General features: G+C 47.7%; 14 protein-coding genes. 5 read left to right on the top strand and 9 right to left on the bottom strand.

The genetic code is table 11. The annotated features are described in order from the left end of the window. Positions 1–477: 477 nt before the first annotated feature. Together T525_RS0102410 and T525_RS0102405 are read right to left on the bottom strand one after the other, a co-directional pair. Positions 478–1,740: a metallophosphoesterase family protein gene (locus T525_RS0102410; RefSeq protein WP_037324906.1), complete on the bottom strand. Its 1,263-nt coding sequence runs from the start codon at positions 1,738–1,740 to the stop codon at positions 478–480. A 34-nt stretch (positions 1,741–1,774) separates the two neighbouring features. Beyond that, positions 1,775–2,410, bottom strand: coding sequence for an HAD family hydrolase (locus tag T525_RS0102405; protein ID WP_027405872.1), 636 nt, complete (start codon positions 2,408–2,410; stop codon positions 1,775–1,777). Between the two features lie 119 nt (positions 2,411–2,529). On the opposite strand from T525_RS0102405, the gene T525_RS0102400 reads away from it, so the two are divergent. After that, complete coding sequence (locus T525_RS0102400; protein ID WP_027405871.1) at positions 2,530–2,964, top strand: PaaI family thioesterase; 435 nt, start codon at positions 2,530–2,532, stop codon at positions 2,962–2,964. Positions 2,965–2,992: 28 nt separating this feature from the next. Here T525_RS0102400 and T525_RS15430 read toward each other — a convergent pair whose 3' ends face one another. The 7 genes from T525_RS15430 to T525_RS0102365 all read right to left on the bottom strand — a co-directional run bounded on the left by T525_RS15430 (position 2,993) and on the right by T525_RS0102365 (position 12,042). Further along, positions 2,993–4,180: a glucosaminidase domain-containing protein gene (locus T525_RS15430; RefSeq protein ID WP_051533353.1), complete on the bottom strand. Its 1,188-nt coding sequence runs from the start codon at positions 4,178–4,180 to the stop codon at positions 2,993–2,995. Positions 4,181–4,295: 115 nt separating this feature from the next. Next, positions 4,296–5,459 carry a multidrug effflux MFS transporter gene (locus T525_RS13955; protein WP_072031611.1) on the bottom strand — a complete coding sequence of 388 codons (1,164 nt, stop codon included), beginning with the start codon at positions 5,457–5,459 and terminating at the stop codon, positions 4,296–4,298. A gap of 234 nt (positions 5,460–5,693) precedes the next feature. Beyond that, the gene (locus T525_RS0102385) at positions 5,694–6,614 is read right to left on the bottom strand and encodes a SufD family Fe-S cluster assembly protein (RefSeq protein WP_027405870.1); all 921 of its coding nucleotides are present in this window, start codon (positions 6,612–6,614) and stop codon (positions 5,694–5,696) included. 13 nt (positions 6,615–6,627) lie between these two features. Beyond that, complete coding sequence (locus T525_RS0102380) at positions 6,628–7,356, bottom strand: ABC transporter ATP-binding protein (protein WP_027405869.1); 729 nt, start codon at positions 7,354–7,356, stop codon at positions 6,628–6,630. A gap of 339 nt (positions 7,357–7,695) precedes the next feature. Continuing rightward, positions 7,696–8,985: an adenylosuccinate synthase gene (locus T525_RS0102375; protein WP_027405868.1), complete on the bottom strand. Its 1,290-nt coding sequence runs from the start codon at positions 8,983–8,985 to the stop codon at positions 7,696–7,698. Positions 8,986–9,094: 109 nt separating this feature from the next. Beyond that, the gene (gene purB / locus T525_RS0102370; protein WP_027396762.1) at positions 9,095–10,387 is read right to left on the bottom strand and encodes an adenylosuccinate lyase; all 1,293 of its coding nucleotides are present in this window, start codon (positions 10,385–10,387) and stop codon (positions 9,095–9,097) included. 143 nt (positions 10,388–10,530) lie between these two features. Then, a complete protein-coding gene (locus tag T525_RS0102365; protein WP_027405867.1) occupies positions 10,531–12,042 on the bottom strand; it encodes a phosphoglucomutase in 1,512 nt (503 codons plus the stop codon). A 222-nt stretch (positions 12,043–12,264) separates the two neighbouring features. Here T525_RS0102365 and T525_RS0102360 point away from each other — a divergent pair, with 222 nt between their 5' ends. The 4 genes from T525_RS0102360 to lonC are packed head-to-tail and all read left to right on the top strand — an operon-like array spanning position 12,265 to position 17,710. Continuing rightward, positions 12,265–13,221, top strand: a complete 957-nt coding sequence (locus T525_RS0102360) for a YybS family protein (RefSeq protein WP_027405866.1) — start codon at positions 12,265–12,267, stop codon at positions 13,219–13,221. A gap of 21 nt (positions 13,222–13,242) precedes the next feature. Then, positions 13,243–15,267, top strand: a complete 2,025-nt coding sequence (locus T525_RS0102355) for a DHH family phosphoesterase (protein WP_027405865.1) — start codon at positions 13,243–13,245, stop codon at positions 15,265–15,267. Continuing rightward, positions 15,239–15,685 (top strand): 50S ribosomal protein L9, encoded by a 447-nt coding sequence (gene rplI / locus T525_RS0102350; protein WP_027405864.1) that lies wholly within the window; start codon positions 15,239–15,241, stop codon positions 15,683–15,685. Before T525_RS0102355 ends, rplI begins: the two co-directional genes overlap by 29 nt. A gap of 30 nt (positions 15,686–15,715) precedes the next feature. Then, the gene (gene lonC, locus T525_RS0102345; RefSeq protein WP_027405863.1) at positions 15,716–17,710 is read left to right on the top strand and encodes a Lon family ATP-dependent protease; all 1,995 of its coding nucleotides are present in this window, start codon (positions 15,716–15,718) and stop codon (positions 17,708–17,710) included. Positions 17,711–17,777: the final 67 nt, after the last annotated feature.

Raw genomic sequence — 17,777 nt, 5'->3', positions numbered from 1 at the left:
ACCGCAACTCCGGCAATCACCGGGGCTACGGGCTTCATTGCCCAAACTATACAAAATGTATATCTAAGAGTATAGTACGAAACCTTATTTTTGTAAAGTCTAGGTCTATTTTTTTTCTAAAATACGAATGATATAAGGAATATTTTAAGCCAGCCATTATATTTATTAGGAGGAGCTAATATCCCCTAATAAGAATCGGTGGCTTTACAAATAACTGTACAGTGCCACAGTATTGTTTTGTATTGACTTTTGGTGTTATTATTTATAATTGTCTGACAAGTATTTTTTGCACAAGAAAAAGGCGGAATTTCTATCCGCCTTTGCTTAGGTCTGTGACGTCCGCCGTAATATCCTCACGTAAAACGACGAGGCCACCTCTCCTGACCTTGTGTATACATTATACGGCTCTAAAATACCTCTGTCAAGAGAGAAATACAAGATTTTTTAAAAATAAATAGGTCTTTTTACCAAAATCAGTTACACTTGTTTACTATTAGTCAATACAAAAGAATCCCCCACTTGTCCATCAGGGAGATAACATTGTACTGAAATGTCCGTACTGGTGGCCCTAATGGTCAGATAATTGTCCGTTTCCGGCTGGGGCAGCATAATTTTGTCAAACCGCTGTGTACGGGGCACGCTGTAGCGGCAATTTCCCGCCACCCCTGTATCCACATAAACAGGCCCTTTATCCGATGGCTCAAAATTATATATATGGCCGTGGCGTCTGTAGGTGTGCTGATGGGCTGTAAATACCAGATGAATTCCCAGCTCATCAAAATGAGGCATAAAACGCTTTCCCACTTCATCTATTTCCCCCATGGGGTCACTGCTGCCAAGATTGTCATAATTAATAATATCCTTGTGCATGAGCACAATCTTCCATGGCTTATCCGAAGCCTCCACATCCCCATGAAGCCACTGAAGCTGCTCCTCCATGAGACCGGGCTTAAGTGGATCAATTTCCTCAAACTGGGTATTAAGCATAATAAAATGCACCGGGCCATAATCAAAGGAATAATAATACCTTTGAAAGACTGTGCTCTCATTGTCCGGAACAGCAAAGAAATTCAGAAAAGCATGGGGAATGCGGCACTTCCAGCTGAGATTATAGGTTTCGTGATTGCCCATGAGGGGCACAAAAATCTTTGAGGGCATATAGGCAGCTATGGCATTGAACCACTGACGCCACTGATAGGCCGCCTCACCGTTATCCACCAGATCCCCCATGTTAATGAACATATTAATATTAGGATGGGCATTAAAGGCCCCTGATGCCACCCGCCCCCATGTGACGTAGCCATCAGAGCACTGGGAATCCGGGAATATAAGGGCCTCCATTTTTTCATTGTCACTGGTTTCCAGCTGATACCAGGGGGTAGTGGCTCCATCCTGGATTATCTGGTATGTATAGCGAATCCCGGGCTGCAGTCGGTTTATCAACACCTTATTTATATAGAAGCTTTCACCATCATCCTGAAACAGTCCGCCGCTTCCCATATATGATGAAACATTTCCCCCGCTGTCCCTTACATCAACCCGCAGTGAAGCATGGGGATTGCGGGAATGCCACATAATGGTGCGGGAGGTGGTGCTGTCCTTGGTTATGAGCTGACGGGGCATATAAATATCACTGCCAGCCGCCGCAGCAGAGGATTTATTGAATTTCCCCATTATAGCGGAAAATATGCCGGTGACAAAGACCTTTAAAAATGACCGTCTGTTTATTTTTGAAGCCATATTTTTGTCTCCCATATTACGGAAAAATAGAATATCATTGGAGTTCACTTAAATTATTTATTATCTGCACAGTGGGATAAGGGGAAAATTCCTCCTTGGAGGTATTTCCCGTCAGCACTGCCGCAAAATCCACCCGGGCATTTTTCGCCGCCCCTGCATCATAGAGACTGTCCCCCACATAAAGCACATCCTTTCTCTCAGCGCCGGTGCGCTGAAGGGCCATATTGATGCCCTGGGGATCAGGCTTGCTGGCGGTGGTATCCTCATTGCCAATGATGAAATCAATAAGATAGGTGAGACCGTCCTGCTGGAATTTTTCTTCAATGCGATGGCGTGTTTTAGTGGAAATAATAGCCACATGGCACCCTTCTGCCTTCAGCTTTTCAAGGGTGGCAATGGTATCCGGGAAAAAATGGGTATTGGCCGTCATCAGCTCTGCGGCGTATTTTTTGTAGGCCAAAAGGAATTGATACTTTTCCCCCTCATCAGTGAGCCCCGTAACCTGGGCAATGGCCTCCATCATTGGCATGCCTATGGTAAGCTTTATTTCATCCCAGGGCTTTGCAGGTATATTAAACTCCTCCAAAGTCCGCAAAAAGCATTCCACAATGCCCTTTTCGGAATTTACCAGGGTATAATCAAAATCAAAAAAATAATACTTATATTTCATGTAATTTTTCCTTTTCCAGCCAATTGGCGTATAATTAACGTATATTGTAATGGTATAATCTATATATACTGTAATATTATAGCATATATGAAATAGGAAAAAATTAGCGAGGTATTAAAATGACAGACAGTTTAGTAAACAGACTCACCAAGCATCTGCGGCTTTTCTACAAGGATAATCCTTACGTGGAATTATTGAATATTTGGGTGGACAATGTGGAGGAGGGCTCAGTTGTCCTGGAAATGAAAATTGACAGGAAGCACACCAATTTCTACGAAATGTCCCACGGGGGAGCCCTCATGAGTCTGGCGGATACTGCCATGGGTGCCGCCTGCCTTTCCCACAATAAAAAGGTGGTAACCCTGTCCTTCAACATGAATTTTATAAAGGGTGTGCCTCTGGGAGAAAAGCTCATTGCCTCCGGCCATGTGGTACATAACGGCTCCCGTACCATGATGTGCGAGTGCGAGCTGAAAAATGAGGAGGGGAAGCTGTTCTGTAAGGCCAACGGCAGCTTTTTCGTAATAGGAAAATTGCTGGCAGAAAATAATTAAAAAAAGCGAGGGCAAAGCCCTCGCTTTTTTATTTTTTTGCATATTCCATTAAATCATCGTAGGCCAGCTTGGCATATTCGTTGTCCGGATCCAGGGTCAGCACCATTTCCAGATCATCCAGTGCCTCGTCGTAGTGACGTTCATCAGCCATAAGGCAGCCGTGATTATAAAGGGCTACTGTGTCCCCCGGATACATATTCAGCATGGTATTGTAGTCTGCCAGAGCCTTCTTTGTCTTTTGGTTTACTGCATAAAGATAGGCCCTGCCTGCGAGGGCATCATAATTGTGCTTGTCAAGGGCAAGGGCAGAATTGTAATCTGCCAGGGCCTTTTCATTGTAGCCCCATTCCCTATACACATTGCCCCGCTTCACGTAGGCATCACCATTTTTCCCGTCCAGATTCAGCACAGCGTCCATGCTGTTGACAGCCTCGGGATAATTGCCATTGGAAAGTGCCAGCCAATAAACCCTTTCCCAGGCCCCAATACTGGTTGGCTCAGCCTTGGCGGCCATAATTGCTTTACTTAAATCCGTGGTCTCCCCCCGAAAGGACTGGGCCTCACGCCACAGCTTCAATATTTCCTGACCGTATGTGGTACCGGGAACTGCCCAACGGCCGTTTAAGTCCGGCCAATACTGGGCGCTGCCGTGATATTGAGGATATTTTTCCACCAAAATGCTGAATCTTGGATCCACCATATCCTTCCTTGGCATTCTGGTGGTGGCATAGGCTATCAGGTGCTGGATATGGGCCCTGACACCACGCCTTGGGGTATAGAAGCTGTAGCCTGGTTCCTTGTTCCCCGTGGCTCCGAGACCGCAGAAATTATTCTGTGCAGGCTTTACGTCGTTTCCGTAGTTAAAGAATCCCGTTTCCTTCAGGGCCTGGCAAAGGGCCACATCCGGACGGATTCCCTCATCCCCGGCCTCCTGATAGTAGGCAGCCACCAGCTCCTCCAGAGAGCAGTTTATCTTCGGATTGGGATTGCGGGAGAGGATATATCTCACCATCTGCTCCTGACTCACAGTGGCAGACCCCATAATGCTTACCATGTCATCCCTGGAAATGAGCTTCTCCCATTTAAGGACCGGCTTGTAATGAGCAAGGCGGTGCTGTATCTCCCTGGATTGGGCCATCTCCGTCCCACAGCCCAGCAGCCCGGAAATAATAAGGGCAAAAACAAATATCTTCGCAAAATATTTTATATAATTCATACCCATCCTCCTAAAGCGATTCATCCACAAAAAAGTCGATAATATTCATCTGCTTGATACCATTATAACGCCGTTTTATAGGTATTATCCATAGTGAGCAGTATTTTATCATAATTCACACATTCTTGGCATTGCAGGCAATTCTTTGGGCAAATTGCCACAGTATGAAGGATAATGATACTGCTGCCAGCATAATTATGGTCAGTCCGTGAACATAATTTGGCCAAGGCAGAGAGGCCGCCATCATGCCAATGCTGCCAAACATGGTTTGCACAAACTTAATGACAGACGAGGCTGTTCCGGCGTTGTCGTCGGTAGTACCCAATAACCAGTTCATGCAATGGGATTTTGTAAAGGAATTGGCCAAGGTAAATGGTACAAAGCACATCAAAAATATAATTGCACCGTTCTGTCCCACAGTAAACAAAGCCACACTGCTGATGACAGCAAAGGCAAAGCAGACATGGGTGAGCTTAACCCGGGACAGACGGTTGCTTAGCTGCAGATATAAAAATGGCCCCAATATTGAAAAGGATGCATTAAGGGCGTAGTAATGGCTGTAGGTTTGGGCCGATAAGCCAAAGTTTTCTACATATATGAAGGCGGATAAATTAATATAGGCCATAAATGGGATTGAGAAGCAGGCAAACACCAACAGCAGCACAATAAACACCTTGCGGCGGGCCACGTCCCAAAGCAAGGACATGGATTTAACTATTGTGCCATGATAACGCTCCTGTGGCAAAAGAGTTTCCGTAAAGAGACATGCCAGCAGAAAATTAATTGTGCCCAAAATTGACAGCAGGATAAATGCCCCGTGCCATGAGGTGAAGATGAGCAATACACCACCGATAACAGGGGCCACCATTGGTGCAATTACCCCCAATGCCTGAGTAATAGCCAGGATTTTTTTCATCCGTTCCCCACTGAATATGTCCTTTATCAGTGCAGTTGATACGGTTATAGTGGCGCCTGCGCCAATTGCCTCCATAATACGTCCGCCGATTAAGACATGTATGTTGGGGGACAGGGCACAGAGAACTGAGGCAAGGGTATATATACATGCCCCTGACATCAAAACAGGCCGTCGCCCATATTTATCGCTTAAAGGGCCAAACATGATCATAGAAATGGCATAAGTTATATAGAAAGATGTAACGGTAAGACTTACCAGGGCCTGGGGAGCATTAAAATATCCACCCATTTCCGGCAGGGCTGGAAGATACAAATCAATGGAAAGGGGAATAAACATATTCATAAAAGCGATAAAAACCACCATAAACTTCTCAGACAAATATTTTTGCTTGTTGCTTTCCGTATTTATAACAATCACCTGCTTGTTGTTTTTATGAACATATTCTTTATTCGTTAGCAGAATTTATTATCCTCTTTTCTGACGTATAAATTTGGCTGATGGTCAGAAATAGTTAATTACAGCAAAAAAGCAGAGCCAAAATTGACTCTGCTTTTAAATTGTTTTATGTAGTTTTTATAGTATAGAATGCAAAACTTCTTATCTCAGGAATCCACCGATAATCTGCTCCTCGGCCTCTTTTTCTGTAAGGCCCAGGGACATGAGCTTAATAAGCTGCTCACCGGCGATTTTGCCGATGGCTGCCTCATGGATAAGGGCTGCATCCACATTTCTGGCATCCAGCTTTGGCACTGCCACCACGTGGGCATTGTCCATAATAATGGCATCGCATTCCGCATGGCCGTTACATACGGTGTTGCCGATAATGGCTGCCTCGAAAATCTGCTCGGAGCTGTCCTTGGCAACGGAACGGGAAATAACATCGGTGCTGGAGCCTTCACCGTTAAGCTCCACCTCGTAAACGCTGGTGGCCTTCTGCTCCCCGTGGGTCATAAGGCGCTCATGGACAATCATGGTTGCCCCCTCACCCAGCTCCGCCTTTGTAATGCGGTGGGTACTGTCAACCCCCTTGATCTGCACCATTTCCATATCCACGTAGCTGTTTTCCTTCTGATAAACCTCAGTTACAGGATTCAGAATGCGCTTACCGCTGCCGTCACCTTCGCCGTAATGCTTCTCCACGTAACGGATTTTGGAATTCTTCCCCACAAAGAAGCGATGAACACCGTCGTGCTCGGAATCATGGGTGCCGCAGTTGCTGATACCGCAGCCTGCCACAATAACCACATCGCAGTCCTCGCCAATGTAAAAATCGTTGTAAACGGTTTCCTTGAGACCGCTTTCGCTGAGAACAACAGGAATATGAACGCTCTCATTTTTGGTGCCGTCCTTTATGATAATATCAATACCAGGCTTGTCCTCCTTGGTAACGATATCAATATTTTCCGTGGTATTACGGGCAGCCTTCTCACCGTTGGCACGGATATTGTAGGCCCCCTTCGGCATCTTATAAAGATCAACCACTTCCTTCAGCAGCTGCTTCTGAATATTATCCAACATTTAAAATGCCTCCTTAACTCATCTTGCTGCAGGCTCTGTTAACCGCATCAGCGGTGCCCAAAAGCTCTGGGAGAATCTCATCCTTCGGACCGTGCTTCTTCACCTTGCCGTCCTCAATAACAATGATTTCATCGGCAATATTAAGGATACGCTCCTGATGGGAAATAATCAGCACAGTGCCCTTCACGGTCTTTCTGATATTTTCAAAGACCTGGATAAGATTCTGGAAGCTCCAGATATCAATTCCAGCCTCAGGCTCATCAAAGATGGAGAACTTGGTGCCACGGGCCAAAACAGTAGCAATTTCAATGCGCTTCAGCTCGCCGCCGGAAAGGGAGGAATTAACCTCACGGTCAATATACTCCTTGGCACAGAGGCCCACCTTGGAAAGGTACTCACAGGCTGCGGCTACAGAAATATTTTCTCCAGTGGCCAGACGAAGCAAATCCAATACCTTGATTCCCTTGAAATGAACCGGCTGCTGGAAGGCAAAGCTGATGCCTTTACGGGCGCGGTCAGTAATGGAGCACTCAGTAATATCCTCCCCATCGAAAATCATCTGGCCTGAGGTAAGCTCCTTCACTCCCATAATCAGCTTGGCAAGGGTAGACTTGCCGCCGCCATTAGGGCCTGTAATAACAATAAACTTGCCGTCATCTATGGTGAGGTCAAGATGATCAATAATGGTCAACGTCTCATTATTTTCTTCAACCTGATAGGTCAAATCCTTTAATTCAAGCATAACAAACTCTCCTTAAAATAAATGTGCCCGAAGCACACACAAACAACACACTTTTCATTATAACATAAAAGGAATCGGACTGCATTTATCAGCCCGATTCCTATAAATATCGTATAAAAAGGTAGAAGAGGTTCACAAACTAGTGAGCGCGAGCGTTCCGATTGTGAACCTCTCCTAGCGGTCTTTACATTTTTATAACGCCATTGTTCAAATTTTTCTTCTTTAGAAGAAAAATCTTCCAATTAGCGTTTCAACGAGCTGGGAGATATGCTCGCAAGCTGTTGTAGTTTGTTTTCCCCCACCTAAAGAGGTGGGGGACATCTTAAAGCTCGTTATATTTTATTTGAACAAATCATCAGCGATAATAATGGTCTGGTCGCGGTTAGGTCCTACAGACACGATACCCAGATTAATGCCCGTTACCTCGGACATGCGCTCCAGATAAATGCGGGCCTTTTCTGGAAGGTCCTCATATTTTCTGATACCGCTGATATCAGTCTGCCAGCCCTCGAAGGTCTCGTAAACAGGCTCAACCTCAGCCAGCACCTTAAGGGAAGCAGGAATCTCGTTGAGCATTTCACCCTTGTACTTGTAGCCCACACACATCTTGATTTCTGGCATAATGTCCAGAATATCCAGACGGGTAATGGCCATATAGTCAATTCCCGACAGCATTCCCGCATAGCGGACTACGCATGCATCCAGCCAGCCTGTGCGGCGTGGACGGCCGGTAACTGTGCCATACTCATGGCCAGCATCGCGGATTTTGTCGCCGATTTCATTAAGCTGCTCAGTAGGGAATGGGCCTTCACCAACGCGGGTACAATAAGCCTTAACTACGCCCACAACCTTATCAATGTCCCTTGGTGCAACGCCGGCACCAACGCACACACCGCCGGAAACAGGGTGGGAAGAAGTTACATAAGGATATGTACCATAATCAATATCCAGCATGGTGGCCTGGGCACCCTCGAAGAGAATCTTCTTGCCAGCCTTGATTTCATCGTGAAGAAGGGCAATGGTATCACATACATAAGGGCGGAGGCGGTCAGCGTAGCCCTCGTATTCCTTCAGAATAGCATCGTAATCAAATGGCTCCCTGCCAAAAACACCAGCCATCAGCTTGTTCTTGATGGCCAGATTTTCCTTTAAACGCTTGGCAAATTCTTCCTTGTCAATAAGGTCGCATACACGGATACCAATGCGGTTGTCGCGGTCCACATAGCATGGGCCGATACCGTTCTTGGTGGTGCCAACCTTGTTGGCTCCCTTCATTTCCTCCAGGCAAACATCCATCTCACAATGATATGGCATTACCACATGGGCGCGGTTACTGATACGGATACCGCTTACATCAATGCCCTTTTCGATCATGCCGTCCATTTCCTGAAGCATAACCTTTGGATTAAAGGCAACACCGTTGCCCACCACATTCAAGGTTCCCTTGAACAAAATTCCGGATGGCATAAGGCGAAGCTTGTATTCAACACCATCAACAGCCACGGTATGGCCTGCATTGCTGCCCCCCTGGGAGCGGACAACCACCTCTGCCTGCTGTGCCAAATAATCAACAATCTTTCCCTTGCCTTCGTCACCCCACTGGGTTCCAAGGATTACTACTGAAGCCATAAAGGTCTCTCCCCTCAAAAACAGTATCTGATATATTTCGATACATTTATAAAAAAGTATAGGGACCGCTTAGGCGGCCCCTTTATTAACAAATTCAAAAATCAATTTATTACAGTCCGAAGCGAGCCATAATCATGTCAACGTGACGGAGGAAGTAATCTACCTTGAAGCACTCGTCAATCTCATCCTGGGACAGGTACTTCACTACGTCCTCATCCTTGCTGATATTGGTCTTAAAGTCTTCCTTCTCCAGCCATCTCTTCATGGCATTGCGCTGTACCCACTTGTAAGCGTCCTCACGGAGCACTCCCTTGGATACCAGGGCAATGAGAATGCGCTGGGAGAAAATCAGACCGCCGGTCTTATTCAGATTCTCCATCATGGCATCCGGGTAAACCAGAAGCTTGTCAATGATGTTGGTGAACTTCTTTATGCAGTAATCTACATTAATAGTAGAATCTGGCAGGATAACACGTTCTACGGAGGAATGGGAAATATCTCTCTCATGCCAGAGGGCAATATTTTCCATGGATGCCAGAGCATTGCCGCGAACCAGACGGGCCATACCAGCAATGCGCTCACAGGTAATTGGGTTGCGCTTATGAGGCATAGCAGAAGATCCCTTCTGGCCGGGGCTGAAGTATTCCTCAGCCTCACGGATATCGGTGCGCTGGAGATTGCGGATCTCAGTAGCGAACTTCTCGAAGGAGCTTGCTACGATGGCCAGTGTGGTCATGTACTCCGCATGACGGTCACGCTGAATAACCTGGGTAGCCAATGGAGCAGGGGTAATGCCCAGCTTCTGGCAAACCAGCTCCTCAATCTTTGGATTGATATTGGAGTAAGTACCAACAGCGCCGGAGAGCTTACCAACGGAAACGATTTTCTTGGCATGCTCCACGCGCTCAATATCACGGTCAATCTCGTTCATCCAGAGAGCCAGCTTCAGACCAAAGGTCATAGGCTCTGCGTGAATTCCGTGGGTACGGCCGATGCATACAGTGTGCTTGAACTCAGCAGCACGGCGCTTTAACACCTCACGGAATTTTTTCAAATCATCAATAATCAGCTCAGCGGACTTCTTCATCATAATGCCAAGGGCAGTGTCCTTAACATCACTGGAAGTCAACCCCTTGTGAATATACTTGGAATCATCGCCTACATACTCAGCCACATTGGTCAGGAAAGCAATAATATCATGGTTGGTTTCCTTCTCAATTTCCTTTACGCGGTCAAGCTCGAAATGGGCCTTCTCACGAATGTTTTTGGCAGCCTCCTTTGGAATCTCTCCCAGCTCTGCCATGGCTTCGCAAGCAGCGATTTCAACATCCAGCATAACCTCAAATTCATGCTGCAGTGTCCAGATATTACCCATCTCAGGGTTGGTATACCGTTCGATCATTGATGCAATTCCTCCTTAAAAAAAGAAAACACGTATTGCCCGACTTTACGGGCGGGGAAAAATTATTCACCCCATTGTTATCCGTATACATCATAGCATTAGCCCTAAGACACTGTCAACCGCTCCGCCATGTATACAAAGCCTTATTCTATAACGCTGTCATCGAGGTTTACAAAGCCGGATACCAGCTCCCTGGCAATTTGGGTGAGCTTCTCGCAGTCGCCGTCATGCTTGCCCTCAATATTCATTGGCATATTTGGATCATGGAGGGACAGACGGAGAAGAATCCAGCCCTCATCTGGGAATACAAGGCGCACACCCTCGTAGGACGGGGAAGCCACCTGAATTCCTCTGGCCTCAGCCAGCTCCCGGAATTCCTCCAGCACCCCTCTGCCGTAGGTCTTGTAATCCTCCAGACCAGTGATATTGAGACGGTATTCCCTGGCCTCTGCAGGATATCCCAGCTCCTCAATAAGGCTGGCAAGGGTCTTGTCCTCACGATTTGCCTTGGCAGCGGCAATAATCAGCTTAACAGCAAGATATGCTCCGTCATCCAGATAGTAGTTTTCCTGCAATGCCCCATGGCCGGAGGTTTCAATGGCCAATGGTGACTCAGTGCCCTCCTCATTAAGGCGGATACACTCATTAATAACGTTCTTGTAGCCTCTCTTGAAGCGGTGATGCTTCAGATGAAGGGTTCCCTCCAAAAATTCCGTAAGCTCATCGGAGGTTACGGAGTCTGTAACAATGGTGCTGCCAGGATAATCAGGGGCCAAAATAGCTGCAATCATGGCTATAAGGGCATTACGGCTGATTTCCTTCCCATCAGGAAGTACAGCACCCATGCGGTCCACGTCAGTATCAAAAATCAGGCCCAGATCAGCATTGGATTCATTGACAATTTTTTTAATGGAAGCCATGGCCTTCTTATTCTCAGGATTTGGCACATGGTTAGGGAACCGTCCGTCCGGGTCAAGGTACTTGCTGCCTGTGGTATCTGCCCCCAGTGGCTTCAGCACCTTGTCAGCGAAGAATCCACCAGCGCCATTGCCCGCATCCACCACGATCTTCATGCCGGATAGTGGCTGCATATAGTTTTCCTCCAGATTGGCCCCCACTCTGATCTTGTCGCAAAGGTATTCTGCGTAAAGGTCAATGAGCTCCAGAGTTTCCACGTCGCTGATATCGTAATCCGCCGGCTCCAGCTTGGCGGCAGCCTTCAGAATGGCCTTAATATCAGCCTTCTCCAGACCGCCTTCAGCGGTGAAGAACTTAAGTCCGTTACGGTTGTATGGCAGATGGCTGGCGGTAATCATAATGGCACCGTCCATCTGGGTGTCCTCAAAAACAATGGACATAAACATGGCCGGGGTGGAAGAGAGACCGCAGTCAAAAACCCTTGCCCCCAGATTCATGGTCCCTTCAATGGCAGCCTCTTTAAGGCTTTCGGCGCTGAGACGGGAGTCATGGCCAATGGCAATTTTCACCTTAGAGGCGGGCTTGCCCAGCTTCTCGGCCAAAAAATTCACAAAGGCTGCACTGATAACATTGGCCACATCATGGGTAAGGGTAACATCCTCGCCTTCAACACCTTCCATGGCGACGCCTCTGATATCACTGCCATTTTGCAGCTTTAACAACTTTTTTTCATCCATATAAAACACCTCCAGGGTATATTTTTCTACATCTATTATATATTCTTTTTATTTCTTTACCAACAATAATAAGCAATATTTGTACCTTTGTCTCATTTTCACAGGCCCTTTCCTCTGGCCAATCCCCCATAAGTAGCATGTTTTTTCATAAAATGGTATAATATCAAAATAATGCGGGGATTTTCTCCCCTTCACGTTACAAATTAAGGAGATTTAATCAACGTGGCTGATGTAAAAATAAAATCTATGACGGAAAGCAGCCTTCTGGCGGCCATAACTGTTATAGTAGCCCTGGCTGGAGCCTATGTACCCCTTCTGGGGGATATTGCCATTCTAATCTGGCCCCTGCCGATACTTGTTCTTGTGGTAAGGCACGGCATTAAGTGGGCACTTCTCAGCGTACTGGCTGCTGGCATTATTATGGCCATTCTCATAGAGCCCATGACTGCGGTGCGCATGGTGGCAGGCTTTGCCCCTCCGGCTATCGCCCTGGGCTATGGCTTCAGAAAACAGCTTCCCGCCAGCCAGACTTTGTTAATTTCACTGGCAGCGGCCATAATCGCCATGCTGGCGGCACTGGCCATGCTCTTTGCCATGACTGGCATCAACCCATTAAATATGCAGCTGGAGGTTCTGGAGGAATCCTTCAACGCTTCTATCTCTGCTTATGAAACCATGGGTGTTCCACCGGAAAAGCTGGCTGAAATGAAGGATAATTTTGGCAAGGCCTTCCAGCTGGTGGGCATGCTGATGCCACTGGTGGTGGTATGCTCTGGCCTTATTACCACTGGCATAAATTTCATCGTGGGCCGGAAGGTGCTGAAGCGCCTTGGCCATCAGACACCAGACCTGCCTTCACTGGACCAGTGGCGGCTGCCTGTTGCCATTTTCTATTTCTTTGGCTTTTCACTGGTGGGTATTTACTGGGGCGAATCCAGAAATATCGAGCTTTTGAAGCAGGCCTCCTACAACGTGTTTTTCCTTACCTCCACAGCGGGCTTTGTGCAGGGTGTGGCCATGCTCAGCTGTCTGCTGCGGAATAAAATATCCCGTCTGATGTTCTGGATTATTATCGGTTTCATATTTATTAACGGGCTAATAGCTCAACTGTTAGCATTTGTGGGCCTGTTTGATATGATTTTTGATTATCGCAAGCGTTTTTCCGCAAAACGCAACTAATTGGGAATCGAGGTTTATAAAATGCCTAGAAATCTAAATGCCTGGATTGATATAGCCATCATCCACGTCGCCGCCCTGCTTTTGGTGGTGGTACTGTTCCTTTACAATTGGTATATTGGTGCAGCTTCGCTGATGGTATGGTGTGCCACCCTGTTTTTTGGGTATGAGCGCTGCCGTTACCGCAGTGAGGAATTCGCCCATTATTGCCACACGGTTATTTCCAATGTTAACGATGCCTCCAATTACGCCCTGGACAATCTGCCGCAGATGATTGTCATTACGGACAAAAACGGACGTCTTCAGTGGTTTAACAAGGAGCTGGAAAAGCACATCAGGGTTATTCCCGAATACGGTATGTGCATTCACAGAGGCGAGGATGCCTTCTGGCCGGAGCTGGATCTGAACAACATCTGGGGCAAAAACGGGGAAACCGTATTTATCCATGAAAACGTTCATTACAAAGTAAAATACGTGCCAATTTCCACCAAGGACGACTCCTGCGGACTTATGGCACTTTATATTATTGATGATACTCCGTACCAGCTGCTGAAGCGCATCCACGCTGACAGCCGCTCCGTCCTGATGTATATCCAGATTGATAACTACGATGATGTACTGAAGGGACTGAACGATGCGGAAAGAAACAGCCTCACCTTTGAGGCCAACAAGATGATTGACGAATGGATTAATCATCTGGAGGGCTACAGCCGTCATATCAGCCGTGATATGTACATTGCGGTTATAGAGCGCCGCAGTCTGGACATGGCCATTGGCGAAAAGTTCAACATTCTGGACAAGATTCATAATCTCTTCAACACCACCAGCAAGCTGCCTGTTACCCTGAGTATGGGTATATCCGTGGCAGACCGTCAGACCTACATTGAGCTGGGTCAGCAGGCCTCGGCCATGCTGGATCTGGCCCTGAGCCGTGGCGGTGATCAGGCGGCCATTATGATGAACGGCCAGACCAGCTTCTTCGGCGGCAAAACAAAGGCTCTGGAGAAGCAAAACCGCGTTAAGGCCAGAGTTATGGCCTCCAACATCAAGGCCCTTATGCAGACTGCCGACGAGGTTTTCGTCATGGGCCATCACAACGAGGACTTCGATGCTTTGGGTGCCGCCATGGGCGTGGCCCGTATGGCCAAAACCCTTGGAAAGCCCGTACACATTATCCTCAGCGATATGAACGAGGGCATTGACAAAATCATTGAAATGCTCAATAACCGTGAAGAATACGCCGGTCTCTTCATTCAAAATGAAAAGGTAGTTAATATTACTGCCAAAAATCCGGTACTCTTTGTGGTGGATACCTATATTCCACATCTCACTGCCGCCCCTGATATGCTTGAGCGCATTGAACAGGTTGTGGTTATCGACCATCATCGCCGCGGCGAAAATTGTATTAAAAACACAAAAATCGCCTACACCGAAACTGCCACCAGCTCCACCAGCGAGCTGGTTACAGAGCTGCTCATGTACTTCGGGGACGAGCTTAAGCTCACCCGCATAGAGGCAATAGCCCTTTATTGCGGTATTGTGGTGGATACCAAGAACTTTGCAGTACAGGTGGGTGTGCGTACATTTGAGGCAGCGGCATATCTTCGCCGCTGGGGTGCTGATCTGGTGGCTGTGCGCCAGCTCTTCAGAACCGACTTTGCCACGGAGGTGGCAGAGGCCAGGGCCAAATCCACAGCAAATATGCTGCCAAATGGCCTTATTATTACAAAATGTCCGGAGGTCATGCCAAATATCCAGGTGGTGGCAGCCCAGGTGGCTGACTCCATGCTGCGAATCGAGGGTGTGCGGGTAAGTATTGTAATATTCCAGCTTACCCAGAATACCGTTGGTGTCAGCGCCCGTTCCGCGGGAGACATCAACGTCCAGCTAATTATGGAAAACTTTGGTGGTGGCGGCCACCAGAATGTGGCGGGCACCCAGCTGAAGGACGGCACCGTGGACGATGTTTATGATCAAGTATTGGAATACACAAATAGCTTTATAGAGGAGTTTGATAGCAATGAAAGTGATTCTGCAGAAGGACGTTAAGAACGTAGGCAAAAAAGGTGATATCGTAGAGGTTTCCGACGGCTACGGCCGCAATTTCCTGCTGCCAAAAAAGGTGGCAGTAGAGGCTACTTCCAACAATATAAATGTAGCCAAGGCCCAGGCCGGCTCCGCCGCCCGCAAGAAGGCACAGGATACAGATGAGGCCAAGCTTATGGCAGCACAGCTGTCCCAGGTCAGCGTGACCATTCCCGTAAAAATCGGTGAAAACGGCCGTCTCTTCGGTTCCGTAGGTGGCAAGGACATTGCTGAGGTATTGAAGAAGAAGCACAACATCGACATTGACAAGCGCAAGATTTCCCTTAAAAACGAAATTTCCGGAGTTGGCACCTACGAGGCTGTCATTAAAGTACATCCGGAAATCACCTCCACCATCAAGGTTGAAGTGGTACAGGGATAATAGCTATTAATCAATAACAGGTTTTTATTCATGAAGAATTTCTTTTCCAAATTGTTAAATCTAAAAACCCAGGACCGGGAAGCCAATCCGGAGGCTGCCAAGGCGGCTCTCAAGGCTGAAATGGGTCCCCGGGATGAAATCGACAGAAAAATAGATGCCCTGTTTAATCTGCTGGTGGACTATTACGGCTCCGACAAGCTGGTTATCAAGGCAGGCAAAATGGATGCTTTACAGTACGTGCGCTCACCTAAAAGAGGTGAGCGTGTACTTGCTTTACAGAGAATTATCAGCGACAACCCCACCATCAAGGAAGTGCCAAAGGATGAGGATTTGGCTGAAATTCTGGAGCAGCTCACGGAGCAGTTTTCCGATATTCTGGCCCGCCGTGATCTGGAGGATGATCTGGAGAAAAAGGTGGCAGAGCGCCTGGAGGAAAACCACCAGGACTACGTCAAGGACATAAAGATGCAGATTCTCAAGGAGGAGAAAAAGAATGTGGAATCTCCTCTGGAGCAGAAGAAGCGTGAGCATCTGGAGGAGCTGGAGAAGGTAAGCCTGACCCAGTCCGTAATGGAGCTTTTGCGCCCTTCCTCCACAGATGAAATAGTGGGGCAAAAAAGGGCAGTGGATTCACTGCTGGCAAAGCTCAGCTCCCCATATCCACAGCATCTGATTCTCTACGGACCTCCGGGGGTAGGCAAAACCACTGCCGCCCGGCTGGTGCTGGAGGAAGCAAAAAAGCGGAAGCTGTCCCCCTTTGCTGAAGATGCACCTTTTGTTGAAACAGATGGTACAACTTTGCGCTGGGACCCACGGGACATGACCAACCCTCTGCTGGGCTCCGTCCACGACCCTATTTATCAGGGTGCCAGACGTGATCTGGCAGATACTGGCATTCCTGAGCCAAAGCCGGGACTGGTAACTGATGCCCACGGGGGCATTCTCTTTATCGATGAAATCGGCGAAATGGATGTAATGCTGCAAAATAAACTGCTGAAGGTTCTGGAGGACAAGCGGGCCTTTTTTGAATCCGCCTATTATGATCCCGCCGACGAGAAGATTCCGCCATATATCAAGAAGCTCTTTGATGAAGGAGCCCCGGCGGATTTCGTACTAATTGGTGCCACCACACGGGAGGCCTCCCACATAAATCCGGCCCTTCGGTCCAGATGTGCGGAGATTTACTTTGAACCACTTACTCCTGCCAATATACAGGAAATCGTCAGAAATGCCGCCAAAAAGCTCTCTGCCAATTTAGGGGAGGGTGTGGCTGAGCTTATCAGCGAGTACACAATTGAGGGCCGCAAGGCCATAAATATTTTGGCAGATGCCTACAGTCTGGCCTTGGAGCGCAATGCCCAGCAGGATTTGGAGCAAAATCCGGAGCAGGAGGATGACACCTCCGTAGCCATTGAAAAGGCCGATATATACAAGGTGGCCCAGGTGAGCCGTCTTAGCCCTTATGTAACAAAGAAGGCCTCGGACCGTCTGGAAATAGGCCATATTTTCGGTTTGGGCGTGGCGGGCTTTTTGGGCTCCGTCATTGAAATTGAGGCCATTGCCTTTGAAGCCCGTGAAAAGGGCAAGGGCACTGTGCGCTTCAATGAAACTGCCGGCAGCATGGCCAAGGACTCCGTATTTAACGCCGCCTCTGTGGTGCGCATGATTACGGGGAAGGATATTCACGATTACGACATTCACATAAATGTAATTGGCGGCGGCAACATTGACGGCCCAAGTGCGGGCACTGCCATTCTCACCGCCATATTGTCTGCCATTACCAAGCGGCCTATCCGCCAGGATGTGGCAGTAACCGGAGAAATTTCCCTTCAGGGCCGGGTCCGCCCTGTGGGAGGGGTTTTTGAAAAGGCCTATGGAGCCAAGCAGGCCGGCATAAAGACCCTGATTATTCCAAAGGAAAACAGCAAGGACATTCCGAAGCAGCATCTGGGACTGGATATTCATCCCGTGACCACTGCCAAGGAAGCCTTCGAGATTTTACTGGGCCCTGAAGAAACAAATTAATAAGCAGAGGGCAATTTTTCGGCTTCAAACGAAAAACCACCCTCTGCCCTATGCATTAAATGTAATC

Origin of the sequence: Anaerovibrio sp. RM50 (genome assembly GCF_000622005.1) — a bacterium.
Classification (GTDB): Bacteria; Bacillota; Negativicutes; order Selenomonadales; family Selenomonadaceae; genus Anaerovibrio.
The sequence above is the reverse complement of the archived record's forward strand: the minus strand, read 5'-3'. Positions and strand labels throughout refer to the sequence as shown.

Excerpts from the sequence above, each read along its gene's own strand:
- T525_RS0102405 (WP_027405872.1), bottom strand. The coding sequence starts at position 2,410 with ATGAAATATAAGTATTATTTTTTTGATTTTGATTATACCCTGGTAAAT.
- T525_RS0102410 (WP_037324906.1), bottom strand. The coding sequence starts at position 1,740 with ATGGCTTCAAAAATAAACAGACGGTCATTTTTAAAGGTCTTTGTCACC.
- T525_RS0102365 (WP_027405867.1), bottom strand. The coding sequence starts at position 12,042 with ATGGATGAAAAAAAGTTGTTAAAGCTGCAAAATGGCAGTGATATCAGA.
- purB (WP_027396762.1), bottom strand. The coding sequence starts at position 10,387 with ATGATCGAACGGTATACCAACCCTGAGATGGGTAATATCTGGACACTG.
- T525_RS15430 (WP_051533353.1), bottom strand. The coding sequence starts at position 4,180 with ATGAATTATATAAAATATTTTGCGAAGATATTTGTTTTTGCCCTTATT.
- T525_RS13955 (WP_072031611.1), bottom strand. The coding sequence starts at position 5,459 with ATGGTGGTTTTTATCGCTTTTATGAATATGTTTATTCCCCTTTCCATT.
- T525_RS0102355 (WP_027405865.1), top strand. The coding sequence starts at position 13,243 with ATGCCTAGAAATCTAAATGCCTGGATTGATATAGCCATCATCCACGTC.
- T525_RS0102400 (WP_027405871.1), top strand. The coding sequence starts at position 2,530 with ATGACAGACAGTTTAGTAAACAGACTCACCAAGCATCTGCGGCTTTTC.
- T525_RS0102380 (WP_027405869.1), bottom strand. The coding sequence starts at position 7,356 with ATGCTTGAATTAAAGGATTTGACCTATCAGGTTGAAGAAAATAATGAG.
- rplI (WP_027405864.1), top strand. The coding sequence starts at position 15,239 with ATGAAAGTGATTCTGCAGAAGGACGTTAAGAACGTAGGCAAAAAAGGT.
- lonC (WP_027405863.1), top strand. The coding sequence starts at position 15,716 with ATGAAGAATTTCTTTTCCAAATTGTTAAATCTAAAAACCCAGGACCGG.
- T525_RS0102375 (WP_027405868.1), bottom strand. The coding sequence starts at position 8,985 with ATGGCTTCAGTAGTAATCCTTGGAACCCAGTGGGGTGACGAAGGCAAG.
- T525_RS0102385 (WP_027405870.1), bottom strand. The coding sequence starts at position 6,614 with ATGTTGGATAATATTCAGAAGCAGCTGCTGAAGGAAGTGGTTGATCTT.